Source organism: Obesumbacterium proteus, assembly GCF_001586165.1.
GTDB lineage: Bacteria > Pseudomonadota > Gammaproteobacteria > Enterobacterales > Enterobacteriaceae > Hafnia > Hafnia protea.
Genome location: NZ_CP014608.1, coordinates 1,164,274 through 1,190,753, shown reverse-complemented (window position 1 = coordinate 1,190,753; position 26,480 = coordinate 1,164,274). Strand labels below are relative to the sequence as shown.

Annotated in this window: 25 protein-coding genes; 21 read left to right on the top strand and 4 right to left on the bottom strand. The window is 50.6% G+C overall.

The window, feature by feature from the left end; all coding sequences use genetic code 11:
- Window positions 1-421 precede the first annotated feature (421 nt).
- Window positions 422-2,323, bottom strand: a complete 1,902-nt coding sequence (gene csrD / locus DSM2777_RS05685) for an RNase E specificity factor CsrD (protein WP_046459722.1) — start codon at window positions 2,321-2,323, stop codon at window positions 422-424.
- A 257-nt stretch (window positions 2,324-2,580) separates the two neighbouring features.
- On the opposite strand from csrD, the gene acuI reads away from it, so the two are divergent.
- The 9 genes from acuI (at window position 2,581) to prmA (ending at window position 10,745) form a co-directional block, all read left to right on the top strand.
- Complete coding sequence (acuI, locus tag DSM2777_RS05680) at window positions 2,581-3,558, top strand: acrylyl-CoA reductase (NADPH) (RefSeq protein WP_061553389.1); 978 nt, start codon at window positions 2,581-2,583, stop codon at window positions 3,556-3,558.
- A 173-nt stretch (window positions 3,559-3,731) separates the two neighbouring features.
- On the top strand, window positions 3,732-4,733 hold the full coding sequence (gene msrP / locus DSM2777_RS05675; protein WP_046459724.1) for a protein-methionine-sulfoxide reductase catalytic subunit MsrP: 1,002 nt from the start codon (window positions 3,732-3,734) through the stop codon (window positions 4,731-4,733).
- Window positions 4,734-4,798: 65 nt separating this feature from the next.
- Complete coding sequence (gene msrQ, locus DSM2777_RS05670; RefSeq protein ID WP_061553388.1) at window positions 4,799-5,398, top strand: protein-methionine-sulfoxide reductase heme-binding subunit MsrQ; 600 nt, start codon at window positions 4,799-4,801, stop codon at window positions 5,396-5,398.
- Window positions 5,399-5,639: 241 nt separating this feature from the next.
- Window positions 5,640-6,092: a type II 3-dehydroquinate dehydratase gene (gene aroQ / locus DSM2777_RS05665; protein ID WP_040045623.1), complete on the top strand. Its 453-nt coding sequence runs from the start codon at window positions 5,640-5,642 to the stop codon at window positions 6,090-6,092.
- A 92-nt stretch (window positions 6,093-6,184) separates the two neighbouring features.
- Window positions 6,185-6,646, top strand: a complete 462-nt coding sequence (gene accB / locus DSM2777_RS05660) for an acetyl-CoA carboxylase biotin carboxyl carrier protein (RefSeq protein WP_046459726.1) — start codon at window positions 6,185-6,187, stop codon at window positions 6,644-6,646.
- Window positions 6,647-6,657: 11 nt separating this feature from the next.
- Entirely contained in the window at window positions 6,658-8,007 is a 1,350-nt protein-coding gene (gene accC, locus DSM2777_RS05655; protein ID WP_046459727.1) for an acetyl-CoA carboxylase biotin carboxylase subunit, read from the top strand.
- Between the two features lie 156 nt (window positions 8,008-8,163).
- The gene (locus DSM2777_RS05650; RefSeq protein ID WP_040045621.1) at window positions 8,164-8,406 is read left to right on the top strand and encodes a YhdT family protein; all 243 of its coding nucleotides are present in this window, start codon (window positions 8,164-8,166) and stop codon (window positions 8,404-8,406) included.
- Window positions 8,396-9,853 carry a sodium/pantothenate symporter gene (gene panF, locus DSM2777_RS05645; RefSeq protein ID WP_061553387.1) on the top strand — a complete coding sequence of 486 codons (1,458 nt, stop codon included), beginning with the start codon at window positions 8,396-8,398 and terminating at the stop codon, window positions 9,851-9,853. The genes DSM2777_RS05650 and panF overlap by 11 nt, the downstream gene beginning before the upstream one ends.
- Window positions 9,854-9,863: 10 nt before the next feature.
- Window positions 9,864-10,745: a 50S ribosomal protein L11 methyltransferase gene (prmA, locus tag DSM2777_RS05640; RefSeq protein WP_025798460.1), complete on the top strand. Its 882-nt coding sequence runs from the start codon at window positions 9,864-9,866 to the stop codon at window positions 10,743-10,745.
- Window positions 10,746-10,790: 45 nt separating this feature from the next.
- Here prmA and DSM2777_RS05635 read toward each other — a convergent pair whose 3' ends face one another.
- Complete coding sequence (locus tag DSM2777_RS05635; RefSeq protein ID WP_061553386.1) at window positions 10,791-11,270, bottom strand: ASCH domain-containing protein; 480 nt, start codon at window positions 11,268-11,270, stop codon at window positions 10,791-10,793.
- Window positions 11,271-11,580: 310 nt separating this feature from the next.
- Between DSM2777_RS05635 and dusB the strand changes: the two genes are divergently transcribed.
- From dusB to DSM2777_RS05575, 12 genes are all read left to right on the top strand, one after another.
- Window positions 11,581-12,585, top strand: coding sequence for a tRNA dihydrouridine synthase DusB (gene dusB, locus DSM2777_RS05630; protein WP_040045618.1), 1,005 nt, complete (start codon window positions 11,581-11,583; stop codon window positions 12,583-12,585).
- Window positions 12,567-12,863, top strand: coding sequence for a DNA-binding transcriptional regulator Fis (gene fis / locus DSM2777_RS05625; RefSeq protein WP_004097144.1), 297 nt, complete (start codon window positions 12,567-12,569; stop codon window positions 12,861-12,863). Before dusB ends, fis begins: the two co-directional genes overlap by 19 nt.
- A gap of 196 nt (window positions 12,864-13,059) precedes the next feature.
- On the top strand, window positions 13,060-13,791 hold the full coding sequence (locus tag DSM2777_RS05620; RefSeq protein WP_046459730.1) for a FadR/GntR family transcriptional regulator: 732 nt from the start codon (window positions 13,060-13,062) through the stop codon (window positions 13,789-13,791).
- A gap of 116 nt (window positions 13,792-13,907) precedes the next feature.
- Window positions 13,908-14,807, top strand: a complete 900-nt coding sequence (locus DSM2777_RS05615; RefSeq protein ID WP_061553385.1) for a 2-dehydro-3-deoxygalactonokinase — start codon at window positions 13,908-13,910, stop codon at window positions 14,805-14,807.
- Window positions 14,804-15,454: a 2-dehydro-3-deoxy-6-phosphogalactonate aldolase gene (locus tag DSM2777_RS05610; RefSeq protein WP_061553384.1), complete on the top strand. Its 651-nt coding sequence runs from the start codon at window positions 14,804-14,806 to the stop codon at window positions 15,452-15,454. Before DSM2777_RS05615 ends, DSM2777_RS05610 begins: the two co-directional genes overlap by 4 nt.
- Window positions 15,451-16,329: an SMP-30/gluconolactonase/LRE family protein gene (locus DSM2777_RS05605; protein WP_061553383.1), complete on the top strand. Its 879-nt coding sequence runs from the start codon at window positions 15,451-15,453 to the stop codon at window positions 16,327-16,329. The genes DSM2777_RS05610 and DSM2777_RS05605 overlap by 4 nt, the downstream gene beginning before the upstream one ends.
- 27 nt (window positions 16,330-16,356) lie before the next feature.
- A complete protein-coding gene (locus DSM2777_RS05600; protein ID WP_061553382.1) occupies window positions 16,357-17,757 on the top strand; it encodes a sugar porter family MFS transporter in 1,401 nt (466 codons plus the stop codon).
- Window positions 17,758-17,808: 51 nt separating this feature from the next.
- Window positions 17,809-19,155 (top strand): MFS transporter, encoded by a 1,347-nt coding sequence (locus DSM2777_RS05595; RefSeq protein WP_061553381.1) that lies wholly within the window; start codon window positions 17,809-17,811, stop codon window positions 19,153-19,155.
- A gap of 47 nt (window positions 19,156-19,202) precedes the next feature.
- Window positions 19,203-20,912, top strand: coding sequence for a dihydroxy-acid dehydratase (ilvD, locus tag DSM2777_RS05590; RefSeq protein WP_061553380.1), 1,710 nt, complete (start codon window positions 19,203-19,205; stop codon window positions 20,910-20,912).
- A gap of 2 nt (window positions 20,913-20,914) precedes the next feature.
- Complete coding sequence (locus DSM2777_RS05585) at window positions 20,915-21,811, top strand: dihydrodipicolinate synthase family protein (RefSeq protein ID WP_061553379.1); 897 nt, start codon at window positions 20,915-20,917, stop codon at window positions 21,809-21,811.
- A 15-nt stretch (window positions 21,812-21,826) separates the two neighbouring features.
- Window positions 21,827-22,600, top strand: a complete 774-nt coding sequence (locus DSM2777_RS05580) for an SDR family NAD(P)-dependent oxidoreductase (protein WP_061553378.1) — start codon at window positions 21,827-21,829, stop codon at window positions 22,598-22,600.
- A 358-nt stretch (window positions 22,601-22,958) separates the two neighbouring features.
- Complete coding sequence (locus DSM2777_RS05575) at window positions 22,959-23,390, top strand: hypothetical protein (protein ID WP_043488917.1); 432 nt, start codon at window positions 22,959-22,961, stop codon at window positions 23,388-23,390.
- Window positions 23,391-23,467: 77 nt separating this feature from the next.
- On the opposite strand, the gene DSM2777_RS05570 is transcribed toward DSM2777_RS05575, so the two are convergent.
- Both DSM2777_RS05570 and DSM2777_RS05565 read right to left on the bottom strand, forming a co-directional pair.
- Entirely contained in the window at window positions 23,468-24,904 is a 1,437-nt protein-coding gene (locus DSM2777_RS05570) for a 6-phospho-beta-glucosidase (RefSeq protein WP_061553377.1), read from the bottom strand.
- 37 nt (window positions 24,905-24,941) lie between these two features.
- Entirely contained in the window at window positions 24,942-26,459 is a 1,518-nt protein-coding gene (locus DSM2777_RS05565; protein ID WP_025798493.1) for a PTS transporter subunit EIIC, read from the bottom strand.
- Window positions 26,460-26,480: the final 21 nt, after the last annotated feature.

Sequence of the window (26,480 nt, the reverse complement as noted above, 5' to 3'; positions counted from 1 at the left end):
TAAAATCCGCCTACTTTACCAACCACGCGAAGCAGCGACAAGGCGCAAAAACGTCCTACTTCGGTGAAAATTTACACCATGTTTGAGATTCAATGAATTAGGCCTACAGGTCAGAGAAATAACAGCACAATCTCACCTTCAGCGGCCACAGAAACACCACGCCGGTAATTCGTTGAACGGTAAAACACAGCACACATGAGCTTTAAAACTGACCGACAGACAATATTTGACCAATAGACAACCTATTGCTGAACAGTTTCGATGCATTAATGCGTCGAATACTGCGGACGGTCTTTTGTATCAATCGGCAGGTGGTCACTAACGTTAGCACCTACCAACTATGAATGACTTGGTCGCGCGCTATTCTACGTGGATTTCACGCGACAAAAAGGCCAATTTATTGCCGATGTGAATATTTTTTTTACACACGACTAACAGGCCTTGGTTTTGCAAAAAAATCTCCTTGGCCACCGGCGATCCCTTTGTCTTTTAGTACCTGCCATTCTTCTTTAGTTCGCACTCCCGCGGCAAAAACCTGCGCCGACGTGCCTTCACACGCGCCCGTCAAGCTCTGAACAAACAGCTGATTTTCTACGCGCTTATGGATATTACGAACCAAGCCAGGATGAAGTTTTACCAACGTCACCTGTAATTGCTTGATATAAGAAGTGCTAACCACTTTGAGTCCCGCCTGAGAAATAACAATGTGGCAACCCAAACCTTGCAGCAAGCGCACGACAGGCCGCAAACGGTCAATATGCTGGCTCACATCCGCTTCAGTCAGTTCAAAGAAAATACGCTGGCGAAGCGATTTTTCACTTTGAAGCAGCGTGTCACGCAGCCACCGTTGAAAACTGCGCTGCAATAATGAGTCAATACTAACCGGAAAGGCCAGTTTCTCAGCAGAAAAATGACGTAATAAAGGAATAATCTGAAGCAACATCTGTCTGTCATAGCTTTCAGCCATGCCAAGCTGTTGAACCAGCGGATAATATTCAGCGCTTGGTAATGCCTGACCACCGTCGTAAATATAAGGAAGAATATCGTGATGATGCACTTCGCCACTCACGCTGACGGCTTCTTTTTGCAATAGCGTTGGGCCACCTCGAGCAAGCGTTTGTTCTAACAATGTGCGCCACTTCACACTGCCGCGCACCACTTCCGGCACGGGGTTACTGTCAATAAACCAGCCGTTACTCCCTTGCAGCACCGCGTTGCGCGCTGCCTGCTCAGCCTGATCCATCACCTGTTCGGTACTTTGCCCATAATGATAAAGACTAATGCCGATATGCAGCACTTCTTCACTATCAATACCGTTGGCAGGAGGGATGGCGCTGACCGAGTTAATAAGCTGAGATGCAAACCCTTCGGCTTCTTTTAACGATCGATGAGGCAGCAACACGGCAAAATTATTTTGGAAATAGCGGGCTAACAGCCCAGATGGATAACGCATGACCGACGTCGACAGCATATTCACCAGCGAATATCGGTACTCTTCACGCTCGCGTTTGCCTTGCAAACCCGCCATCGATTCCCAGTCCGGTACGCGGATCACCATCACTACGCCGTGCGCACCTTCATCTTCTAACTGCGTCGTCAGTTGATTATCAAAAAAGAGGCGGTTATTAAGGCCAGTGCGGGAGTCCTGCGCCGCAAAAGCACGGATCAAGGTATCGACTCGCCCGCGCTCTTCGCGCGCATCCGCGAGATCAGAGAGCAAACGATCGATAGCGCTGCTCGCGTTAGGTGGAAACTCATGCACGTCGCCACGAATCGCATTTTCTCGCTCACCGCCCAAGATTTTACGCGCCCGCCGCTCTAGCTTCTCGAGTCCCAGCGTTTGTTCACGTAGCCAACGATAGCTAAATAGCAGCACCAAAATCATCAGACCGATAGAAACCGTTACGGGAAACATGGTTTCCAGCGAGCGTGTATAGCTCGCCGTGGGATCGATATACACCATTTTTAGGCTATAGCCTGGATGATGCATTAAAGGCGCGTCAACATAACGCTGGTTGGTTAGCGTATCCCACGCGTTGTAGCTGGTCGGTAATTTAAGCTGATAAACCTGATGAGAATTATTGTGGACGATGATTTCATTTACGCCAGATGAGCGCATAACCACCGGCAGCCATTTTTTGATATTGCTGCGCTGCTCGGTCAACAGCAGTTGATCGATAGTCGTAGCGAGGGCATTAAGCTGGTTTTCAGCCCGATGATGGCTTTGATTGAAAAAACTGTATGTACTTCCCAGCAACATCAGCAACATCGCCAATGCCACTAAGACCGTAATAAACGCAAACAACTTGGTTGTGATACGCATCCCTGTCAGTACCCACCTATATAATGTAACTTAGCCGTAAATTTGGCTCCCAAGCGCCTTTCCATTGCGCACACCGACATCCTAAGAGCTTCATTGCTCTATATCAAAGACAACTTTTGAAATTATTCACACACTGATTAATCTATTAGCATAGCGAATTCCTAATTAATCCGAGACGATTTTTGTCAATGAATGAGGCGTCTCGCGGTATTTTCTCGATCTTTTGGCAATTTAATGACCTCAACGAGGGCTCCCGAATGAAAGCTTTAGTGCTTGAACAAATTGATGGCAAAACCATTGCCAATATTCAGACTCTGAAAACTGACGATCTCCCCGCAGGAGATGTTCTCGTTGATGTCCAGTGGTCCAGCCTTAACTACAAAGACGCGTTGGCGATCACGGGTAAAGGTAAAATTATCCGTAATTTCCCAATGGTTCCCGGCATTGATTTTGCGGGTACCGTCCATCACAGCGAGGATCCGCGTTTCCATATTGGTCAATCCGTGATCCTCACCGGCTGGGGCGTGGGAGAAAATCATTGGGGCGGTTTATCTGAGCAGGCTCGTGTTAGCAGTGAGTGGCTCGTGGCATTACCTCAGGGGCTGGATGCGCGTAAGGCCATGATTATTGGCACCGCGGGCTTTACCGCCATGCTGTGCGTTATGGCTCTCGAAGATGGCGGCGTGACGCCAGAAAGCGGTGAAATTCTGGTTACAGGTGCCAGCGGCGGCGTGGGAAGCACCGCCATTGCGTTGCTGACTCGCTTGGGCTATCACGTTGTTGCCGTGAGCGGCCGTGACAGTAATGAAGCGTATTTAAAATCACTGGGAGCAGAACGTGTTCTGCCACGCAGTGAGTTCACCGCCGACAGCCGACCATTAGAGAAGCAAATTTGGGCAGGCGCGATTGATACCGTTGGCGATAAAGTGCTGGCGAAAGTCTTGGCTCAGATGGACTACAACAGCACGGTTGCCGCCTGTGGGTTAGCCGGTGGCTATCAGTTGCCTACAACCGTGATGCCGTTTATTTTACGCAATGTACGCTTGCAAGGCGTTGATTCCGTTATGACACCGCATGAGCGCCGCACCCAAGCATGGGAGCGTTTAGCTGATTTACTGCCAGAAAGCTTCTATGAAAACGCATCAACAGAAGTTGCACTGGAAAAAGCCGCAGAAACCGCAGCGGCCTTAATCGATAACAAAGTAACAGGTCGCACCTTAGTGAAAGTTCGCTAAGCAGCGTCTTGCTCGTTCGCGCTAAAACTTCCCTCTCCTGCGAAGGAGGGGGAACCTTCAGGCTAAGTATGACGAGTTTATAACAATTTCGTGATACTCCTCCATTACGCGCAATTCCTGCCATCATGTTTTTCAACAGCGACGATAATTAAGAAAAACACGAGGCATCGATCATGGCTAAATTTCCAAGATTCACTGAATCAGATGTCACGCCGGAGAGCGTGTTTCAGCAACGCCGCAGCGTACTCAAGGCGTTAGGCATTACCGCGGCATCTTTAGCGCTTCCCCATGCGGCTCAGGCCGATCTTCTTTCTTGGTTTAAAGGGCACGATCGCCCCGCCGCTCCAGCAGGCAAACCGTTAGAATTTACCAAACCCGCAGAATATCAAGCAAAGCTCGCACTCACGCCGGAAGATAAGGTGACGGGCTATAACAACTATTATGAGTTCGGCTTGGATAAAGCCGATCCTGCCGCCAATGCCGGAACATTAAAAACCGAAGGGTGGAAAATTCGCATTGACGGCGAAGTCGCCAAACCGCTCACGCTCGATATGGACGACATCTATAAACACTTTGCCTTGGAAGAACGTATTTATCGCATGCGCTGCGTTGAGGCTTGGTCGATGGTGGTGCCGTGGGTAGGGTTTGAGCTGGGAAAACTGCTAAAAATGGCGGAACCCACCAGCAAAGCTCGCTACGTGGCGTTTCAAACCATTTATGACCCTGACAACATGCCGGGGCAAAAAGATCGCTTTATCGGCGGCGGGCTGAAATATCCCTACATTGAAGGTCTGCGCTTAGACGAGGCCATGCATCCACTCACTATGATCACCACAGGCGTCTATGGCAAAGCGCTGCCGCCGCAAAACGGTGCTCCTTTGCGCCTCACGGTGCCGTGGAAATATGGCTTCAAAGGGATTAAGTCGATTGTCAGTATCCGTTTAACTCACGATGAGCCACCGACAACCTGGAATGCCAGCGCCCCAGACGAATATGGTTTCTACGCCAACGTGAATCCACATGTCGATCACCCGCGCTGGTCGCAGGCCAGCGAACGTTTTATTGGCTCTGGCGGCATTTTGGACGTCAAACGTCAGCCAACGCTGCTTTTTAATGGTTATGCCGAACAGGTCGCATCGCTCTATCAAGGCATGGATCTTAGGAAATTTTTCTAGCCATCTAACCCGATGTGCTCAAGAGCATCCATCAGAAGTCTAGAGTACGAGGTCAACAGCCAAACATGAAAAGACTCACGCTCAAACAGATAAAGATAGTCAAAGTGCTGATCTGGCTCGCGGCGAGTCTGCCGCTGCTGTGGTTAGTATTCGCGACTACACAGGGACTACTTAGCGCCGATCCCGCTAAAGATATTCAGCATTTCACCGGCAGAATGGCGCTGAAACTGCTGCTGGCCACCCTTCTCATTAGCCCACTGGCTCGCTACGGAAAACAACCGTTGCTGATTCGCTGCCGCCGTTTGCTCGGGGTTTGGTGTTTTGTTTGGGCATCAATTCACTTAGCCAGCTATACAATTCTGGAACTTGGGTTAGACTTCACCCTGCTGGGCAGTGAGTTGATCAAGCGACCTTATCTCACCTTAGGTATCATCAGTTGGCTGATTTTATTTGCTTTAACGGTGACATCCACCCAGTGGGCAATGCGAAAAATGGGTTCTGGCTGGCAGAAATTACATAATTTTGTCTATATTGTGGCCATCCTAGCGCCGATTCACTACCTATGGTCGGTGAAAACACTCTCACCATTGCCTGTTTTTTATGCGATTGGCGCGATTATATTGTTAGCATTCCGTTATCAGAAAATTCGCCAATGGTGGCGGTAACGGTTGGAACTTATTAGTATTTTTCTATCCAAATTCATTCAACGTGTTTCTATCTAGCGAAGTTGGTAGTTGAATATCTTCGCTGATTCGACCAGTATTTAGCTGCTAATTGCCACGAAATCATTATAATGCCCGACCTTATACGCAGATCTGTGCCACAAATTGACACAGAAAAGGTGACAAGTCGGTGACATAGGGTTATTTTGACGATGATCGTCTGATTGCCGGAGATAGCAGCACAATGGCAGATAAGTTCAACATTTTGCTTTTAAACGGACCTAACCTAAATTTGTTAGGAACGCGTGAGCCAGACAAATACGGCAGCACCACGTTGCCAGAAATTGTTAGCCATTTAGAACAGGCCGCCGATGCGCTGAACGTTTCGCTCAGTCATTTGCAGTCTAATGCCGAATTTGAGCTTATCGATCGCATTCATGCTGCCCGAGGCAACACTGACTTCATTCTGATCAACCCTGCGGCATTTACGCATACCAGCGTAGCACTCCGCGACGCACTGTTGGCAGTTCAAATCCCGTTCATCGAGATCCACCTGTCGAACGTGCACGCACGCGAGCCTTTTCGTCATCACTCCTATCTGTCTGATATCGCTGTTGGCGTTATCTGCGGCTTGGGTGCAGATGGATACGAATTCGCCCTGCAGGCGGCAGTTAACCGCCTGAAAAAATTTAACTAAGGATGTCATCCCGGTCGATCCGAACCCAGTGTTCAGATTCAGACAGATGAGCATCTATATTCTACGTAACAACAAAGAGTACGGAATCACACATGGATATTCGTAAAATCAAAAAACTGATCGAACTGGTTGAAGAATCTGGCATTTCTGAGCTGGAAATCTCTGAAGGTGAAGAATCAGTACGCATTAGTCGTGCCCCAGCAGCAGGCAGCATGCCTATGATGCAGCCTTACTATGCAGCAGCACCTGCGCAAGCGGCAGCTCCAGTAGCAGCAGCGCCTGCGGCAGCACCTGTAGCAGAAGCTCCGGCAGCGATTAGCGGTCACATTGTACGTTCTCCGATGGTCGGTACTTTCTACCGTACTCCAAGCCCAGATGCGAAAGCGTTTGTTGAAGTGGGCCAAAAAGTGAATGTTGGCGATCCACTGTGCATCGTAGAAGCAATGAAAATGATGAACCAGATTGAAGCCGACAAATCCGGTGTGGTGAAAGCCATTCTGCTGGAAAACGGCCAACCGGTTGAATTTGACGAGCCTCTGGTCGTCATCGAATAACGAGGCGAGTCATGCTAGATAAAATTGTTATCGCCAACCGTGGTGAAATTGCCCTGCGTATTCTACGCGCTTGTAAAGAGCTGGGAATTAAAACCGTAGCAGTTCACTCCACGGCTGACCGCGATCTGAAACACGTGCTGCTGGCAGACGAAACCGTCTGTATCGGCCCTGCACAATCAGTCAAAAGCTATTTAAACATCCCTGCGATTATCTCTGCGGCCGAAATTACTGGCGCAGTGGCGATCCACCCGGGTTATGGCTTCCTGTCTGAAAACGCTGATTTTGCTGAGCAAATCGAGCGTTCTGGCTTTATCTTTATCGGCCCACGCGCTGAAACTATCCGCCTGATGGGTGATAAAGTTTCTGCGATTAGCGCGATGAAAAAAGCTGGTGTCCCTTGCGTACCGGGTTCTGACGGCCCATTAGGCGACGATATGGTGAAGAACAAAGCCATCGCCAAACGCATCGGTTACCCAGTGATTATCAAAGCTTCTGGCGGCGGCGGCGGACGCGGTATGCGTGTTGTTCGCGGCGATAAAGATCTGGAACAATCCATTATCATGACGAAAGCGGAAGCCAAAGCGGCTTTCAACAACGACATGGTTTACATGGAGAAGTATCTGGAAAACCCACGCCACATCGAAATTCAGGTGCTGGCAGACGGTCAAGGCAACGCGATCTATCTGGCTGAACGTGACTGCTCAATGCAGCGCCGTCACCAGAAAGTCGTCGAAGAAGCACCAGCACCAGGCATCACGCCTGAACTGCGTCGCTACATCGGCGAACGTTGCTCTAAAGCTTGTGTAGACATCAACTACCGCGGCGCAGGTACTTTTGAGTTCCTGTTCGAAAACGGCGAGTTCTATTTCATCGAAATGAACACCCGTATTCAGGTTGAACATCCAGTGACCGAAATGATCACCGGCGTCGATCTGATTAAAGAACAGCTGCGTATCGCTGCGGGACAGCCTCTGTCTATCAAACAGCACGAAGTTCAGGTTCGCGGTCATGCGGTAGAATGCCGTATCAACGCCGAAGATCCTGATACCTTCATGCCAAGCCCGGGTAAAATTACGCGCTTCCACGCACCGGGTGGCTTTGGTGTTCGTTGGGAATCTCATATCTACGCGGGCTACACTGTACCTCCGTACTATGATTCCATGATTGGTAAGCTTATCTGCTACGGTGAAAACCGTGACGTGGCTATTGCTCGCATGAAAAATGCGTTGGCGGAACTGATCATCGACGGCATCAAAACCAACGTTGAGCTGCAACAAAAGATCATGAGTGACGAGAACTTCCAACATGGCGGTACTAACATTCATTATCTGGAGAAAAAACTCGGTTTGCAGGAAAAATAACTGCGCGTGAGTTTTAGCTCCCTAAAAAGGCCGGGTAACCGGCCTTTTTGCTTTTTAGCTGCCGAATCGTCCAGAGAAACGATAACGCTGCATAAAAAGTAGGGTTGCCGTAAAATCCCGTACCTTCTGACTTTTATTCAAACAGGGGAGATCCCCATGGATGCACGCTTTTCGCAGGCGAACCGTGAAGCACGCTGGGCTTTGTGGCTAACGATTGCTTATATGGTGCTATGGATCGCTGCCGCATATATCCCAAACAACTTGCAGGGCATAACAGGATTACCACATTGGTTTGAAATGGCCTGTTTACTGTTGCCGCTGGTGTTTATTTTGCTGTGCTGGGCGATGGTTCGCCTGATTTTTAAAGACATACCTTTAGGGAACAATGATGCAGACTGATGTCATTTTACCGCTGGTAGGCTACTTATTATTGGTATTTGGTTTATCGGTGTATGCCTATCGTCGCCGCCAAAAGGGCAACTTCCTGAACGATTACTTCATTGGCGATCGTTCAATGGGTGGCTTCGTACTCGCAATGACGCTAACCGCCACCTATATCAGCGCCAGCTCGTTTATCGGTGGACCCGGCGCGGCCTATAAATATGGGCTAGGATGGGTGCTGTTAGCGATGATACAGCTGCCTGCTGTTTGGCTTTCTCTTGGCATTCTCGGCAAGAAATTCGCTATTCTGGCGCGCAAGTATAATGCCGTTACGCTTAACGACATGCTGTATGCCCGCTATAAAAGCCGTTTATTAGTTTGGGTGGCGAGCCTGAGTCTGCTGGTCGCTTTCATCGGCGCCATGACCGTGCAATTCATTGGTGGTGCACGCCTGCTGGAAACCGCTGCGGGTATTCCTTACGACACCGGTCTGCTCATTTTTGGCGTTAGTATTGCGCTCTATACGTCAGTGGGCGGCTTCCGTGCTAGCGTGCTTAATGATGCCATGCAGGGCCTCGTGATGCTGCTCGGCACCATTATTCTGCTGGCCGGTGTTATCCACGCCGCTGGCGGTTTGCACGCCGCCGTAGATACCCTGAAAAATATCGACCCTAAACTTGTTGCACCGGAAGGGGCTGACGATATTCTGAGTGCGCCGTTTATGGCGTCATTCTGGGTATTAGTTTGCTTTGGCGTGATTGGCCTGCCGCACACCGCCGTGCGTTGTATTTCATACAAAGACAGCAAAGCGGTACACCGTGCCATTATTATTGGCACCATCGTGGTCGCCATTCTGATGTTTGGCATGCACTTAGCCGGTGCGCTCGGCCGTGCGGTTCTGCCCGATCTCAAAGTGCCCGATCTGGTTATTCCAACGCTGATGGTGAAAGTCCTGCCGCCGTTTGCCGCAGGTATCTTCTTGGCTGCGCCGATGGCCGCGATCATGTCCACCATTAATGCTCAGCTGTTACAATCATCGGCGACCATCGTCAAAGATTTGTACTTGGGAATGCAGCCTCACGCGCTCAAAAATGAAAAGCGTTTGGCAAGAATGTCCAGTCTGTCTACGCTGATTTTAGGTCTGCTATTGCTGCTGGCCGCATGGCGTCCACCTGAGATGATCATCTGGCTGAACCTGTTAGCCTTTGGCGGCCTTGAAGCGGTATTCCTATGGCCACTGGTTCTGGGCCTGTACTGGGAACGCGCTAATGCGCACGGGGCGCTTAGCTCAATGGTTGCTGGTGCCGTTTGCTATACCGTTCTTGCCACCGCCGACTGGCATATTTTCGGCTTACATCCGATCATCCCGTCACTGTTAATCAGCTTGGCGGCATTCTGGATCGGAAACTTTTTTGGCGAACGTGGTACGTCCACGCCCGCTGTCACTGAATTAAATTCCAAATAGAGACTTCGAGATGCCTTGGATTCAAATCAAAATCAATACAACCGGCAATCAGGCAGAATCACTGAGTGATGCGCTGATGGAAAGCGGCGCGGTATCCGTTACATTCCAAGATACTCATGACAACCCAGTGTTTGAGCCGCTGCCGGGTGAAACCCTGCTGTGGGGCGATACCGACGTTATCGGCCTGTACGACGCTGAAACAGACATGAAAGAGATTGTCGCAATTCTGGAAAACGATCCCGCACTAGGCAAAGGCTTCCACCACAAAATCGAGCAGATCGAAGACAAAGACTGGGAACGCGAGTGGATGGACAACTTCCACCCAATGCAGTTTGGTCGTCGCCTGTGGATCTGCCCAAGCTGGCGCGATGTTCCCGATCCAACCGCCGTGAACGTTATGCTCGATCCGGGCTTGGCATTCGGTACGGGTACGCATCCAACCACCGCCCTTTGCCTACAATGGCTGGATGGTTTGGATCTGGAAGGCAAAACCGTGATCGACTTCGGCTGTGGCTCAGGCATTCTGGCGATCGCCGCGCTGAAATTGGGTGCGGCACGGGCAATTGGGATCGACATCGATCCGCAGGCAATTCAAGCCAGCCGCGATAACGCCCAGCGTAACGGTGTTTCTGAACGTTTGGAGCTCTACCTGCCAAAAGATCAGCCAGCCGATCTGAGTGCCGATGTGGTTGTCGCTAATATTCTCGCAGGTCCATTGCGTGAACTGGCACCGCTGATCAGCGATCTGCCAAAATCAGGCGGCCATTTGGGCCTATCTGGTGTATTGGCAACGCAGGCACCAAGCGTTGCAGAAGCCTACGAAGATAAATTCATTATCGATCCGGTAGCGGAACGCGAAGAGTGGTGCCGTATTACCGGCGTTCGCCGCTAAGCGATATTCCCACGTTCGCAACGAACCACCGTTAAAAACAGCGCCTTATTCAGGCGCTGTTTTTGTTTCGGCAATACCCAACAATCGAAAATACTCACAGACCAACCACATATCCTCAGTGAAACTTTTATCTATCGCTGCAAGGGATGTTTCAAAAAATGTCTGATGAGCCTGCCGCCAATAAGCCAAAGACTTATCCCCTTCTCCTTCTGCCGCGGCTAGTACAGCGTCTACATCACGAAAGCGACGCAAAGACACCTGCGTTGTTTCTATCGCCGCCACGGGCTTTTCACGCCCATCTAGCACGATAGTCAGGTAACCCACGTGAGGAATGGTGCCTCCTTGGTGCTGATACTCCACCAAAGAGCCGCAGGTAGCATATTTTTCGCCGCTGACGATAAGGTCTGCAAGCTGCTGCGCTAACTCACCCGGCGAACCAAACTGTTCAGCGTGATAAGGACGGCCAGCTAAATCTGGGTGTGCTTGTACTATTTTCGACCAAAATAATGCGATTTCACTGTCCATATCATCCTCTAAAATGCGATATGTATCCCATTTATAGCGCCATTATTGCTGCTTTAATCAGCAATTAGTTTGACTGCCGCTGCCAAAAACACCTTAAAACCGCGAATACTAAAGGTAAAAAACAAAAGAGCATTTTTTAACCATTGCACTATAACCATATGTTAAACAACAAAAATAATCAAACACCAGCCCTCAGCCCGCGATTTCATTGATCTACAACAGAGGATTGTTCAAAGTTTGGCCTTTCATATCCAAGCAAAAATGCGTAATATACGCGCCCTTGCGGACACAGTATGGTCAGTCTTTGTCTATGCGCATTGGACACATTGAACTTAAAAATTGCCTTATTGCTGCGCCTATGGCCGGCATAACCGATCGCCCTTTTCGGACGCTTTGCTACGAAATGGGTGCAGGGATGGCTGTCTCTGAAATGCTCTCTTCCAATCCGGAAGTATGGCAGACAGATAAGTCGCGTCTGCGTATGGTGCATTTAGACGAGCCTGGGATCCGAGCCGTGCAAATTGCCGGGTGTGACCCTGATGACATGGCTGCTGCGGCCAAAATCAACGCTGATAGCGGCGCGCAGATCATTGATATCAATATGGGTTGCCCAGCGAAAAAAGTGAACCGCAAACTCGCGGGTTCTGCGCTTTTGCAGTATCCCGACTTGGTTGAAAAAATCCTCAGCGCGGTGGTTAACGCTGTAGATGTACCGGTAACGCTTAAAATTCGCACGGGCTGGAGCCCAGAACACCGTAACTGTGTTGAGATTGCCCAATTGGCTGAACGCTGCGGAATTCAGGCCCTGACTATTCATGGCCGAACACGTGCTTGCTTATTCAACGGCGAGGCGGAGTACGACAGCATTCGGACAGTTAAGCAGAGTGTTTCCATCCCGATTATCGCGAATGGAGACATAACTGACCCGCATAAAGCCAGAGAGGTACTCAACTACACTGGAGCCGATGCTCTGATGATAGGACGTGCCGCTCAGGGGAGACCCTGGATCTTCCGGGAAATCCAGCATTATCTGGACACAGGGGAGCTGCTTCCACCCATGCCGTTGGAGGAAGTTAAGCACTTGTTATTAGGGCATGTACAAGAACTGCATAATTTTTACGGTTCTGGTAAGGGATTTCGCATTGCCCGCAAGCACGTATCTTGGTATCTCCAAGAACACGCCCCATGTGACCAGTTTCGGCGCACATTCAACGCCATAGAGGATGCCAGCGAACAGCTGGAGGCGTTGGAGGCATATTTCGAAAATCTTAGCGTAAAAAAAGAGCTGACAGAACTATGTTCGAACAACGCGTAAATTCTGACGTACTGACCGTTTCTACCGTAAACTCCCAGGACCAGGTGACTCAAAAGCCACTGCGTGACTCGGTTAAACAAGCCCTGAAAGGCTATTTTGCTCAACTGAATGGTCAGGACGTTAATGATCTGTATGAGCTGGTACTGGCTGAAGTAGAACAGCCACTGTTAGACATGGTGATGCAGTACACTCGCGGTAACCAAACCCGCGCTGCGCTGATGATGGGAATTAACCGCGGAACTCTGCGTAAGAAATTGAAAAAATACGGCATGAACTGATACTAATCAGTTAACGTATTGAAAAAAGGCGCTTTTATCGCAAGATAAAGCGCCTTTTTGCTATCTAGTCATCTCTAACATCTTCATTTCTCACCAATATCCCCTCAGAAGTAACAATGCTAAGATAGCGCGAGCATGATGTTTATCCCGTTCAATCTAAAATCTATTTCTACTTACAGTGGCCACCGAGAAAGTCATGAGCAAACCAACGTCTTCTGTTTCTGAATCAATCACTCGTGATCTCGCTATTCGTATCATTCGTGGCGAGTTGGCAGAAGGTATGGCGATCCCCGGCGAGCATGAACTGGCGCAGCAGTACGACGCCTCAAGAACGTCGGTAAGAAATGCGCTTCAGGTGCTGGGAGCCAAAGGTATGCTGCTGATTCAGGCTAAACGCCGCAGCACGGTCACACCGCGTGAGCAGTGGAGCTTTCTGGATGCCGAAGTTCTCTCTTGGTTAGAAGACGTTGGCATTGAATCCGAACTGGTTGAGCAACTGATGCTAACTCGCCTCATCTTCGAACCCGACGTTGCGGCAATGGCAGCGCTTAACGCTAACGGCCATGATTTAGCCGCCATCGAAGATGCTTGGACTACCATGCAAGCGGGGCAAAAAAATAACTCCGCAGAGCAGTTTGAGCGCGGCGATTTGGCCTTTCATACTGCGGTGCTGCGCGCCTGCCATAACCCTTTTCTCGCCTCCGTAGGCAACGCGCTTTCTGCCGCCATGCTGTTGTCATTCAAACAAACGCTGGAAGACGATCTCCAATTAACCCAAGACGCCGTCCAGCAGCATCGCGATCTGTTTGAAGCTATCCGCTTAAAACAGGCAGATACAGCTCGCCAATGCATGCGCCACATCTTATTGAGCGCAGCCCATAAGCATATTTGGCGTGAAATCCCAGAAAAGTATCAGCACTTTTTCTAGGCTTTTTTCATCATTCTTCCTCACGCGTAGCTAACTTTCGATCTCCTTCACAGATCTAGGGTTATTTTTTCGCCATTATTCTTGTCATACAAGAATTGATATGTTGTGAGTCAAGAATGGATAACCACTGGATTGCGATCGACTGGGGAACCTCAAATTTTCGTGCGTTCCTGATGAACCATAACCAATGCATTGATAGCGTCAGCGCACATTGCGGGCTGCTTAGCGTGCCCAATCGCCAGTTTGACGCTGCGCTTTTACCTCTGATTGCCCCGTGGTTGGCACAACACCCTAACCTTCCTTTGCTCATGGCGGGAATGGTCGGCTCACAGCAGGGTTGGCAAGAAGTGCCTTATGTTGAATTACCCGCCGGTGGCCAACGTTTTGCTCAGCAAACCGCACAGGTTGTTACCTCATGGGGAAGCCCTTGTCGGATTGTCGCCGGAGCCTGCGGTGTGAACGACTTCGGTTTACCGGATGTCATGCGTGGCGAGGAAATCCAGCTGATTGGATTGGCAGCCCAATATCCGCAGGAACGCCATCGGGTTATTTTGCCGGGTACGCACAGCAAACACGCCACGCTTGATCACGACCGTATTCTGCACTTCAACACGTTTATGACCGGCGAAATCTACGCCGTAATGCTGAACCATTCACTGCTAGGCAAGGATTTACCGGAGCCTCGTGAAGATAATTCTGCCTTCGTCCTTGGGGTGCAGAATGCACAAACTGCCCCGTATCTCAGCAACGCCCTCTTCTCTGCGCGCACGTTAAAACTCGGCGGCGTCATCAACGCGGCTCAGGTTGCTAGCTATCTATCTGGATTGCTCATTGGCTCAGAGCTAGCTGCTTTATCAGAAACCCAAGCGTGGATCGTCGGTTCACCAGCACTTTCTGAGCGCTATATGCGCGCAGCCAGCCTGCTTGGCATCACGTTGATCTCTGTCGATGGCGATAGCTGCTTTATCCACGGCATGAACAAAATCTATCAATCCTTAGACGGAGCATTCGCATGAACTACCTTAGCTTTGCATCTCGCTGGCAGCAGTGTTCATTGCCGCTAATCGCTATCTTGCGCGGGGTTACGCCTGAAGAAGCGCAGGGCGTGGCGGAAACGCTGCTTGAATGCGGTTTTACCTATTTGGAAGTGCCGCTTAATAGCCCTCAGCCATTCGAATCTATTGCGATTATGGCGAAGACCGTCGGTAGTCGTGGATTCGTTGGGGCCGGAACGGTACTCACCGAGCATCAGGTTCATCAGGTCGCTGATGCCGGTGGGCAGTTGATTATCTCACCGAATATGGACTCTTCGGTTATCCGCGCCAGCGGTGAGTTAGGGCTTACCAGCCTGCCCGGCATCGCAACGCCGAGTGAAGCATTTACTGCACTGCGTGCGGGAGCCAGTGCGCTCAAGCTCTTTCCCGCGGAGCTGATAACGCCCGCGATCGTTAAAGCGATGCGAGCTGTTTTACCCGCAGAAGCTGTTTGTCTTCCCGTGGGCGGGATTCATCCTGACGCCGAGCAAATGCGTAGCTACAGGCAGTCTGGCGCGCGTGGTTTTGGCTTAGGTGGCGGCTTATATCAGCCGGGAATTTCGCTAACCACGCTACGTGAACGAGCGAAGGCCTATCACGACGCTTGGCATCAGGCTGATAAAAAATGAACCTCAACGCGCTGCAAAATCCGTCTATTGTCGGCGATTACCGCGCCACGCTCGGGGAGTCTCCAGTGTGGTGTTTCCGCTCTCAGTCGCTGATCTGGGTGGATATTTTGCAGCACCGCCTGCTGCGCTTTTGGCCGCAGCAGGATGAACGTATCGAGATCCACACATTACCTTTTCTCTGTAGCGCCGCGCTGCTTACGACCGAACCTGAACAATTTCTGCTGGTCACCACACAGGGCGTGATGCTGTACGACTATCGCCAGCAAAGCTATCGCGCATTGTGCTGCTGGCCTGAAGATAACCGAACACGCCCGAACGAAGCGGCCATTGCACCAGATGGCTCGCTGTGGTTCAGCACCATGGATAAAACCGCTCAGTTAGCCATCGGCAGCTGGTATCGCTTTCGCTACGGCTGCGCCCAGCCAGAAAAAATGCTCAGCGGGCAGCATGTTCCCAATACGCTGGTCTGGCACGGCAGACACGCTTGGTTTGTCGATACTTTTCGCCATTGTTTTTGCCGTAGTGATGCTCAGCACATGAGCGAAAGCACGCTCCACGAATGGCCGATCACTTCATTGCTGGCCGACGGTTCAGCGCTTACGCATAACGGAATATTGCTCAATGCCTGCTGGGGAAGTGCCTGTATTACCGCCTACCGCTTGGGCGATGCCGCACCTGAATGGCTGGCAACCTATTCACTTCCCGTCACTCAACCGACAAGCGGTGCCTTCGGCGGGCCAGATTTCCACGATCTCTATATCACTTCAGCGTCTGATGGGCTCGTCGAGCCTGCAAACACTGAGGGCGCACTTTTACGTTATCAAACCTCCTACACCGGGCAGCAAGCCACGCTGTTCACCCTAAATAATCATTAAAACAATTAATTATTTTAGAGGCTTACCATGACTACGCATTCAATTCCGCAGTCTGTACCCCATACCAATCGGCAAACATTGCTGATCTGTTTTTTAGCTGCACTGGCTGGTTTGCTCTTCGGCCTCGATATGGGCGTGATTGCCGGAGCGCTCCCGTTCTTAGCCAAAGAATTCGCCCTTAGCAGCCACCAGCAAGAGATGGTTGTCAGCATCATGATGTTAGGCGCGGCGCTCGGCGCATTATGCAGTGGCCCGCTTTGTACCCGAATTGGACGTAAAAAAACGTTGCTCATCGGCTCTGTTTTATTTGTTGTCGGTTCGATTGGCTGTGCGCTGGCGGGTGATTTGCAGATGCTGATTATTTCGCGTTTTTTACTCGGCGCGGCGGTTGGCGTGGCTTCATTTGTGGCCCCGCTCTATCTGTCTGAAATCGCACCAGAACACATCCGCGGCAGCATGATTTCCCTGTATCAGTTGATGATCACCATTGGGATTTTAGCCGCCTTTTTATCCGATACGGCGCTCAGCGCCAGCGGTAACTGGCGTTGGATGCTGGGCGTTATCACCATTCCTGCCCTGATTCTATTTATCGGCGTGCTGACGCTGCCTGAAAGCCCTCGCTGGCTGATGATGAAAGACAAACATGCGCTGGCGGAAAAAGTTCTGCTATTGCTGCGTTCCACCCACACAGAAGCCCATGCCGAACTCGAAGCCATTCGCCAAAGCGTGCAGATAAAGCAGCGCGGCTGGCAGTTATTCCGCGCCAATAGCCATTTCCGCCGCTCCACCTACTTGGGCATTTTATTGCAGTTTATGCAGCAGTTCACCGGCATGACCGTGATCATGTATTACGCACCGAAGATCTTCGCCATTGCTGGATTTGCCTCTACCGAGCAGCAAATGTGGGGAACCGTTATTGCTGGACTCACCAACGTGCTCGCCACCTTTATTGCGATTGGCTTGGTCGATCGCTGGGGACGTAAACCGATCCTCAAACTCGGCTTTAGCGTGATGGCGATCTGCATGGCAGCAATGGGCTATATGTTCTTTGTTGGCATCACCAGTGCCACAGAGCAATACACCGCCGTCACGCTATTGCTGATCTTTATCGTCGGCTTTGCCATGAGCGCAGGCCCGCTGATCTGGGTGCTCTGTTCCGAGATCCAACCGCTGGCCGGTCGTGATTTTGGTGTCACGTGCTCCACCATGGCCAACTGGATCGCCAATATGATCATCGGCGCCACTTTCCTCACGCTCATCGACACCATCGGCAGCGCTGGCACCTTCTGGCTCTATGCCGGGCTCAACGTGGTTTGCATCGTGCTTACCCTGCTGTTTGTCCCTGAAACTAAAAATATCTCTTTGGAAAACATCGAGAAAAAGCTAATGGCTGGCTCACCGCTGAGAAGCATCGGCAGCGCGCTCTAACTCATGATTAATTTTTAATTCACGATTATTTTTGTTTCGTCGAGGTCACCCATGACAGCTTTGGACATCAGTAATACCTCTGAAAATGAAAAAAGGATCGCCGCGGTATATAACAAAATTACCCGCCGCCTCATTCCGTTTTTGATCCTGTGCTATTTCTTCGCCTATTTAGATCGCGTGAACGTCGGTTTTGCCAAACTGCATATGCAGGATGCACTCAGCTTCAGCGATACCGTGTATGGCGTCGGCGCAGGGATCTTCTTCATCGGCTACTTTCTGTTTGAGCTGCCAAGTAATCTGCTGATGCAGCGTTTTGGCCCGCGCTTTTGGATCGCACGGATCATGATCAGTTGGGCAGTACTATCGGCTGCGATGATCTTCGTAAAAACACCCACTCAGTTCTACGTACTTCGTTTCCTGCTAGGTGTGGCAGAAGCAGGATTCTTCCCCGGCATCGTGTTTTATCTCACGCTGTGGTTTCCGTCGTGGCGTTCGGCGCGCACGCTGGGGTTGTTTATTCTCGTCACACCGCTATCCACCATCATCGGCAGCCCGCTGTCTGGTTTTATTCTAAAAGCGTTTGAAGGCGTTGAAGGCCTGCATAACTGGCAATGGCTGTTTGTGGTCGAAGCAATCCCCTCATTCTTGTTGGCCTTCGTGGTATTACGCTATCTCGACAACGACGTGAAATCCGCCCGTTGGCTTAGCGATGATGAAAAACAGGTCGTCACCGACGATCTTGAGATCGACCGTCAACGCAGCCTGAAAGCGAACGAAGGTAAGCCACCACAAAGCCTAAAAATGATGTTTCGTAATGGCTATGTCTGGCTACTGGCGCTGATTTTTTTCAGCTTCAATATTGGCTACTACGGCATCAACTTCTGGCTTCCTTCAATCATTAAAAGTTCTGGCGTGAGTGACGATTTCCATATCGGTTTACTCGCCGCGCTACCTTATGTTTTCGGTGCCATCTTCATGGTGTGGAACAGCCATCACTCCGATCTGCACTGCGAGCGGCGCTGGCACATTGCTATTCCTGCCGTACTCGGTGCGGTGGGACTTACGCTCAGTGCATATTGCAGCGGCTCAACCGTATGGATGATGGCGTGGATATGTTTGGCGATGTCCGGCACCTTGGCGCTGATCCCAACCTATATCAGCCTTCCCGGTACGTTGCTGTCTGGCACCGCTGCCGCTGCGGGTATCGCATTAGTTAACTCAGTCGGCAATCTGGCTGGATTCTTTGGCCCTACGGTTCTTGGTTGGCTCAAAGACAACACCGGCAGCACCAATGTCGGGCTGTATATCCTCGCCGCATTTTTATTGCTGTGCGCTCCCCTGATGTTTTTGTTACCAGCCAAGCTGGTTAATCCCCGCCGTGATGCAAGCAGACCCTAAATGCAAAGCGCAGTAGGCGTTGTATCGTTATTGAAAAGAGGCAGTTTATGAGTGGATGTAAAAGCTGTGGCACCTGTGGTGATGGTCATTTTAACCCAGTACTGAGCGGCGATGACGGTGCGCTTAAACGCGCGCTGTACAAATCAATGGGGCATACGGACGAACAGTTGCGTCGTCCGGTTATTGCGGTCGTGAACAGCTATACCAACGCTACGGCTGGTCATGCGAACCTCAATGAGCTTACCGCCGAAGTGCTGAAAGGAATTGATGAAGCCGGCGGCGTTGGCATGGTCTTTGGCACCATTGCACCCTGCGACGGTATTGCCGAAGGGCATTTGGGCATGCGCTACATTCTTGCGGCCCGCGAAGTGATCGCCAGCTCAATCGAAGTGATGATGCGCGCCCACCGTTTTGACGGCATGGTGCTGCTCGGCTCCTGTGACAAAATTGTTCCCGCCATGCTCATGGCCGCAGCACGTCTGGATATTCCGGCCATTCTGGTTAACGGTGGTCCAATGTATCCGGCGGAATATCACGGCAAACATTGGGACGGCAATATCGTTACCGAGGCTATCGGCTGGAAAAAACGTGGTGAAATCGACGAAGCTGAGTTCCGACATATTGAAGATATCGCCGAGCCCGGCCCAGGCTCCTGCACCATGTATGGCACCGCCAATACGATGTGCAGTATCTCAGAGGTGTTAGGCATGAGTTTGCCGGGTAGCGCGATGCTTCCCGCCATCTCTCAAGCGCGTCGTGAATGCGCTTTCCGCACCGGCCAAACCGCCGTTGACTTAGTCAAACGCGGCGTCAATGCGCGGCAAATTATCACACCGCAGTCGATCCGTAACGCCATGATTTATCTGCTGGCAACCGGCGGTTCAACCAACGCGATCCTACATTTACAGGCGATTCATTACGAAGGGGAATACGGTCATCTACCGCTGTCAGACTTCGATAAGTTAAGCCATCAGGTTCCGCTCGTCGCGTCGCTCTACCCCGCATCGGAATACGACATGATCGATTTCTGGGAGGCAGGCGGCGTGGCCGCAGTTGAAAAAGAGATCGCGTCGCTGATGGATCTCAACGCGCTGACCGTCAATGGACAAACCAAAGGCGAATGGCTGGCTCAGGTTCCAGTCAGTCATCGCCCTGAAGTCATTCACACATTGGCCATTCCGGTACGCAATGAGGCAGGGGTTGCCGTCTTACATGGCAACTTATCGCCGCTCGGCTGCGTAGTTAAACCAGCTGCCGTACCTGAACACCTGATGACGTTCAGCGGCCCTGCGGTCGTGTTCAACAGCGAGCAAGAATCGGTTGATGCCATTCTTTCCGGCGATATCGCCCCGGGCAGCGTGCTGGTTCTGCGCTATGAAGGCCCCAAAGGCGGGCCGGGTATGCCAGAAATGTATAAGCCCATGAAACATCTAGAAGGTATGGGGCTTTCTGATAGCTGTGCGTTGATCACCGATGGCCGCTTCTCCGGCTCCAACCGCGGGCTGTTTGTTGGCCACATTTCACCCGAAGCCAGTGACGGCGGCGATCTGGCATTGGTCGAAAATGGCGACATCATCACCATCAATATTCCTACCCGCGAACTCACGCTGAACGTTGACCAAGCCACGTTAGCAAAACGCCGTCAGCATTGGGTACCGATTGAAAAACAGGTACCACGTGGATTCCTGCGTTTATATCGCCGCTGGGCACTGCCTGCGGCGCAAGGTGCCGTGCTTGCAGACCGAGATGAGGAGTAATCATGTATCAATCAACAGACATCTGCGGCGTCAATCCGATTGCAGCCATGCCCTTCACATCGCAGGGCGAACTGGATTACTCAAGCTTTAGCCGTATGTTAGAGCATCTGGCCACAGCCGGTATTCAGGGATTAACCCTATTCGGCATCGCCAGCGAATTTCCTAAGTTGGATGACAACGAACGCTTACTGCTTTCCAATCAGTTTTTATCCGACCTTCGCGGCAGCGGCGTTTTTCGCGCTATTTCGGTCACCGACCACAGCACTGAGGTTGCCATGAAACGCGCTCGCGACTATCAAAAACGCGGTGCCGACGCTCTGATGCTACTGCCGCCCTTCTTTCTACAGCCGAGCCCTGAGGCAATTTTACATCATATTTTCTCGGTGCTAGAAGCGGTCGATATTCCGGTTATGGTGCAATACGCACCGGGTGAAACTGGGCTGGCCATCACGCCTGCACAGCTAGCCGAGGTCGCCACCCGCTATCCACACGCGGTGTTTAAAATTGAATGCAATCCACCGGTGGCTTACACCCGTGAATTTTTACAACAAGCGCCGCAGGCCAGCGTTCTTAACGGTTATGCAGGGCTTTATATGCTGCAAATGCTCGAGGCGGGAGGTAAAGGCGTGATGCCGGGTTGCTCCTTCAGCGAGATCTATGTACAGATTTATCAGCGCTGGCAGCAAGGGGAAAAAGCCGCCGCACAGGAATTACATCAGCAGCTGCTGCCGTGGATCCAGCGCTGGATGACACACTGCGAATACATTATTCAGGTGGAGAAAACGATCCTGCAACGCCGAGGGATCATCGCCACTGATTACTGTCGTCACCCTGGCTGGTCACTGACGGAGCAAGATCGTCTGATGATCGACAGTTTCATTTCAACATTTGCTCTTTAAATTGACGGAGTATTTATGTCTACATCAGCCCAGCAGCCACGCGTTGTCATCGTGACCGGCGCCAGCCAAGGCATCGGCCACGCCATCGCACAAACATTCTTAAAAAACGGTGATATCGTTATTGGCTGCGCTTTTTCATCATTGGAAAAAGCCCCGCATGCCAAAACGTTGTTAGAGCACTTCCCCGAGCATTTTTGCTACTACTCAGTTGATATCACCTGCACCGAAAACATCAGCGAATTTGTTGCCGCCGTTGAGCAACGCTTTGGCCGTCTTGACGTACTGGTTTCCAACGCAGGCAAAAACGTCTTTAAAGGCATTGATTGCGAACTAGAAGATTGGCACCACAATCTCGATCTTAACCTGCGCTCGCATTGGTATATGGCGAAGTGCTGCCGCGGGATGTTAGAGAAATCACGAGGCGTTATTCTGGTGATGACCTCCAATCATGCCTTTTCAACCATGCCAGGCTGCGCGCCTTACAACATCACCAAGCGCGCGTTGCTCTCGCTGGTACAAAGCCTCACCATTGAATGGGGTCCAGCTATTCGCAGCGTGGGAATAGCTCCAGGCTTCATTGATACTGCGGGAAATCAGGTTTGGTTTGACTCACACGGCGACGGAGAAAAAGCACGGCAGGAAACTATCGCCAAACATCCTGTTGGCCGTATCGGAACGTCTGAAGAAGTTGGCGAACTGTGCCTGTTCTTATCCAGCCCCGCGGCTGGATTTATCGCGGGAACCACCATCGTGATGGACGGTGGGCGAAGTGCTCTGATGCAGGACTGATGATCTGATAACTCAATAGAAAAGCGCATTACCTTTATAGGTAGGCGCTTTTTGCTATGAGCACCATATTGAAAGTCATTGATTCCTAAAAAGTGTTGCTGATATTTTCAATTTGAAACGTTCAGACAATAACGTTAATTTCCACATCACTTTGAATTATAAATGATTTATATATCTTTACCTTCGAAACCACGAGAAAAGCTTCCCAATCCCCTACCTCTAGACATAAATTCTTGCAGTGCAAATTGGACAGATACCGAAGGTTTTATAGAATCTGTTGTCCAAGCTACTGTCCAAATAAAAGCGAATTAGCTTAACACGCTGAATAGTTTAATTTTTAACCATTGAGAACAATTTCATGAAGAAAACACTGTTAGCCTTATTCGTTCTCTCACCGTTCGCCAGCTTGGCCGCAGCGCCAGCACAGCCGATGATCGGCAACTATCATGCGGTAGGCTATACCACCTGCGGCGGGTTTAAAGTGCTCTCCAGCGCCATCAGTAACGAGAATGTGATGGTGTTGCAAATCACCGACCCTATCAGCAAGGCATCGCAGATTTATTACGGGAATCGTACTGACGACGAGAGTGAGAAAGTGCAGTATGTGCTGTCTAATTACGATGAGAAAACCAAACAGTTCACGCCTGATCCATCGAATACCACCATCAATTTCGGCATCAAAATGGGCCATCCAGGTACACCGGGCAATGACTTATACAATCTGACGATGGCTGGACAGACCTATATTTGTAAGCAGTTCACCATCTTCAATTCATTAAGCAAAAAATAACATCGTCTGATTAAAAAACGTAAAAAAGCCATCGCTATTCGCAGATGGCTTTTTTGTTTTTTATTTAAATCAAACGACTACAACTTCTCACCATTGCTCTCAATCACTTGCTTATACCAATCGAAACTCTGTTTTTTCGACCGTTCTTGCGTGCCAGTGCCATCATCATGTTTATCAACGTAGATAAAGCCATAACGTTTACTGTACTGGCCGGTTGTGAAAGAAACACAATCGATGCAGCCCCACGGGGTATACCCCATCAGCTCAACGCCGTCGTCAATCACCGCCTTTTTCATCTGCTCGATGTGGGATTTTAAATACGCGATGCGGTAATCATCGTGAATTTGCCCATCGGCACCGGCTTTGTCGACCGCGCCAAAGCCGTTTTCAACGATAAACAGCGGCTTCTGGTAACGCTCATACAAAATGTTCAGCGTATAACGCAGACCTACAGGGTCGATCTGCCATCCCCACTCTGATGCTTTCACATGCGGGTTTGGTACCGATCCCTCAAAGCCCGCCAGCGCCGTTCCTGTTCCCGCTGAGTTTGCCTGTACCGCATTACTCATGTAGTAGCTCAGGCCGATATAATCCGCACATCCATCTAACAAAATCTGCTTGTCATTCGGTTGCATTTCAATGTGATAGCCTTTGCGCTCCCACTCTTTAAGAATGTATGAAGGGTAATAGCCACGCATATGCACATCGCCAAACAGGAAACGCTCACGCATCGCTTCCTGCGCATACATTACATCATCGGGATGGCAGGAGTATGGGTAGAGCGGCACCATCGCAATCATGCAGCCGATTTGTAGCGCAGGATTAATATCGTGCCCTAATTTCACCACCTGTGCGCTGGCAACAAACTGGTGATGCAGTACTTGGTACATGCACTCTTCAGGGTTAGGCTCATTGGTGTAAATCACCCCTGAACAGCAATAACCAAACAGCGGTGTTTTCCAGTTACGCTGGTTGTTGATCTCGTTGAACGTCATCCAGTATTTCACTTTGTGCTGGTAACGCTTGATCACTACTTCGCTAAAGTGAACAAAGAAATCAACGACTTTACGGTTTTTCCAGCCGCCATACTCTTTCACCAAATGCCACGGCATTTCGAAATGCGACAGCGTAATCACCGGCTCAATGCCATATTTCAACAGCTCATCGAACATCTCATCGTAAAACTGTAACCCTGCTTCATTTGGTTCTACTTCATCCCCCTTCGGGAAAATGCGCGACCACGCAATCGAGGTGCGAAAACATTTAAAGCCCATCTCAGCAAACAGCGCGATATCACCCTTGTAGCGATGATAAAAATCGACCGCGTCGTGGTTGGCATAAAGGTAACCGTCTTGGATGCCATCGGTGATCACGCGATCGACGCCATGCGATCCGCTGGATAAGACATCAACGATGCTTGGCCCTTTGCCGCCCTGATCCCAGCCGCCTTCAACCTGATGAGCCGCGACCGCGCCGCCCCACAGAAAATCATCCGGTAACCGTTGTTGTTTCATTCTGTTGCTCTCTTCTTTAATGAATTTTGTTGCGTAATCAAGCGACTTCAGGCTGCGCCGCTGCTTTGGTATCTGTCACTGCTGCTGGAATTTCTTCTTTAAATCCGGCAAACCAGGTGAATACGGCACCGAGGACAAAGGCCACGCTTATCGACAGGACGAAACCAAGGAACTGAGGCAGATGCCCTTCTTTGAAGAACACCGGCAGCACCGCGATCCCTGGGATACAGTAGCTCCACGATACCGCATTGAAGGAACCGGCAATGGCACCGCCGACCGCACCCGCCATGCAGGCACAGACCATCGGACGCTTTAAGCGCAATGCCACACCATAAATTGCAGGTTCAGTAATCCCGAACAGACCCGTCATCCCCGCAGACAGCGCAACGCGTTTCATCTCGGCATCTTTAGATTTCAGGTAAACGCCCAGAACGGCGCCCGCCATAGCAAACACGGCGGAGGCTTGCAGGCCAGTAAAGGTGTCGTAGCCCAAAGTCGCGTAGTTGCCCACGGTGACCGGAGTAATCCCCCAATGCACACCCAAGGTAACTAACGGCGTCCACAGCGCGCCAACCACAAAACCGGCTACCGCAGGACTGAGGTGATAAAGCGTGTTGTAAACCCCGCCGATGGCACCGCCAATCATGTTGCCAATCGGGCCAAATACCAGCAGTGTCAGAGGAACAATAATCGCCAGACAGAACATCGGCGTGAACAGATTGCGGATCACCAGCGGCAGAATTCGTTCAAAGAAACGCTGCACATACGACATCATCCACACCATCAAAATGATCGGAATAACCGCCGAGGTATAGCTCAAATACTCCACAGGCATACCTAAAAACGTGAGCGGATCTGCGCTAAGCGGGATCCCCACAACTTCCGTTAGCACACGGGCAATCTGTGGATTATTCACCGCTTCTTTCATCAGCTCCTGCATTGCAGGATCGGCTGAGTTAACCAGCAGGATCTTGTTGGCTGTCAGCATGCTCATGTAGTCAGGGCAAACCAGCGCACAGGCGGCAATCACGGCAGTAAATGGATTAACGTTAAATTTCTTCGCAGCGGTGTAAGCCACCATCACCGGCAGGAAAGTAAATCCGGTCCATGAAACGAAGTTCAAGATACGGTAGGTTCCGCTGGCAGGATCCATCCAGCCTAAAACGGCAAACAGCGAAATTAGCCCCTGCAAAACACCACATGCAGCCAGCGGATAGAGGAAAGGCGCAAAAATACTGGAAATGATATCCATCAGACGGCTAACAATGCCGACGTTAGGTGCGCTGACGGCGGCATTTTCATCCACCTGAATCAGCTTTAGCACTTCTCGATAGGCATCACCCACGTGGTTACCAATCACCACCTGTAATTGCCCGCTAGACTCAATAACTGTAATAACGCCTTTAACACGTTTAAGGGTTTCTTTATCTACCTGCGAATTATCTTTTAATACAAATCGTAGACGCGTTGCACAATGTGTGACATTAATCACATTATTATCGCTACCAATTAATTTTACAATTTCCTTGGCCGAGTCCGCATAATTAATTGCCATAGAATGAGTCCTTCTGTAGGA

Excerpts from the sequence above, each read along its gene's own strand:
- msrP (WP_046459724.1), top strand. The coding sequence starts at position 3,732 with ATGGCTAAATTTCCAAGATTCACTGAATCAGATGTCACGCCGGAGAGC.
- DSM2777_RS05600 (WP_061553382.1), top strand. The coding sequence starts at position 16,357 with ATGACTACGCATTCAATTCCGCAGTCTGTACCCCATACCAATCGGCAA.
- DSM2777_RS05570 (WP_061553377.1), bottom strand. The coding sequence starts at position 24,904 with ATGAAACAACAACGGTTACCGGATGATTTTCTGTGGGGCGGCGCGGTC.
- DSM2777_RS05620 (WP_046459730.1), top strand. The coding sequence starts at position 13,060 with ATGAGCAAACCAACGTCTTCTGTTTCTGAATCAATCACTCGTGATCTC.
- acuI (WP_061553389.1), top strand. The coding sequence starts at position 2,581 with ATGAAAGCTTTAGTGCTTGAACAAATTGATGGCAAAACCATTGCCAAT.
- DSM2777_RS05605 (WP_061553383.1), top strand. The coding sequence starts at position 15,451 with ATGAACCTCAACGCGCTGCAAAATCCGTCTATTGTCGGCGATTACCGC.
- DSM2777_RS05595 (WP_061553381.1), top strand. The coding sequence starts at position 17,809 with ATGACAGCTTTGGACATCAGTAATACCTCTGAAAATGAAAAAAGGATC.
- DSM2777_RS05565 (WP_025798493.1), bottom strand. The coding sequence starts at position 26,459 with ATGGCAATTAATTATGCGGACTCGGCCAAGGAAATTGTAAAATTAATT.
- DSM2777_RS05585 (WP_061553379.1), top strand. The coding sequence starts at position 20,915 with ATGTATCAATCAACAGACATCTGCGGCGTCAATCCGATTGCAGCCATG.
- msrQ (WP_061553388.1), top strand. The coding sequence starts at position 4,799 with ATGAAAAGACTCACGCTCAAACAGATAAAGATAGTCAAAGTGCTGATC.
- DSM2777_RS05575 (WP_043488917.1), top strand. The coding sequence starts at position 22,959 with ATGAAGAAAACACTGTTAGCCTTATTCGTTCTCTCACCGTTCGCCAGC.
- aroQ (WP_040045623.1), top strand. The coding sequence starts at position 5,640 with ATGGCAGATAAGTTCAACATTTTGCTTTTAAACGGACCTAACCTAAAT.
- csrD (WP_046459722.1), bottom strand. The coding sequence starts at position 2,323 with ATGCGTATCACAACCAAGTTGTTTGCGTTTATTACGGTCTTAGTGGCA.
- DSM2777_RS05650 (WP_040045621.1), top strand. The coding sequence starts at position 8,164 with ATGGATGCACGCTTTTCGCAGGCGAACCGTGAAGCACGCTGGGCTTTG.
- ilvD (WP_061553380.1), top strand. The coding sequence starts at position 19,203 with ATGAGTGGATGTAAAAGCTGTGGCACCTGTGGTGATGGTCATTTTAAC.
- panF (WP_061553387.1), top strand. The coding sequence starts at position 8,396 with ATGCAGACTGATGTCATTTTACCGCTGGTAGGCTACTTATTATTGGTA.
- prmA (WP_025798460.1), top strand. The coding sequence starts at position 9,864 with ATGCCTTGGATTCAAATCAAAATCAATACAACCGGCAATCAGGCAGAA.
- DSM2777_RS05615 (WP_061553385.1), top strand. The coding sequence starts at position 13,908 with ATGGATAACCACTGGATTGCGATCGACTGGGGAACCTCAAATTTTCGT.
- accB (WP_046459726.1), top strand. The coding sequence starts at position 6,185 with ATGGATATTCGTAAAATCAAAAAACTGATCGAACTGGTTGAAGAATCT.
- dusB (WP_040045618.1), top strand. The coding sequence starts at position 11,581 with ATGCGCATTGGACACATTGAACTTAAAAATTGCCTTATTGCTGCGCCT.
- DSM2777_RS05635 (WP_061553386.1), bottom strand. The coding sequence starts at position 11,270 with ATGGACAGTGAAATCGCATTATTTTGGTCGAAAATAGTACAAGCACAC.
- accC (WP_046459727.1), top strand. The coding sequence starts at position 6,658 with ATGCTAGATAAAATTGTTATCGCCAACCGTGGTGAAATTGCCCTGCGT.
- DSM2777_RS05610 (WP_061553384.1), top strand. The coding sequence starts at position 14,804 with ATGAACTACCTTAGCTTTGCATCTCGCTGGCAGCAGTGTTCATTGCCG.
- DSM2777_RS05580 (WP_061553378.1), top strand. The coding sequence starts at position 21,827 with ATGTCTACATCAGCCCAGCAGCCACGCGTTGTCATCGTGACCGGCGCC.
- fis (WP_004097144.1), top strand. The coding sequence starts at position 12,567 with ATGTTCGAACAACGCGTAAATTCTGACGTACTGACCGTTTCTACCGTA.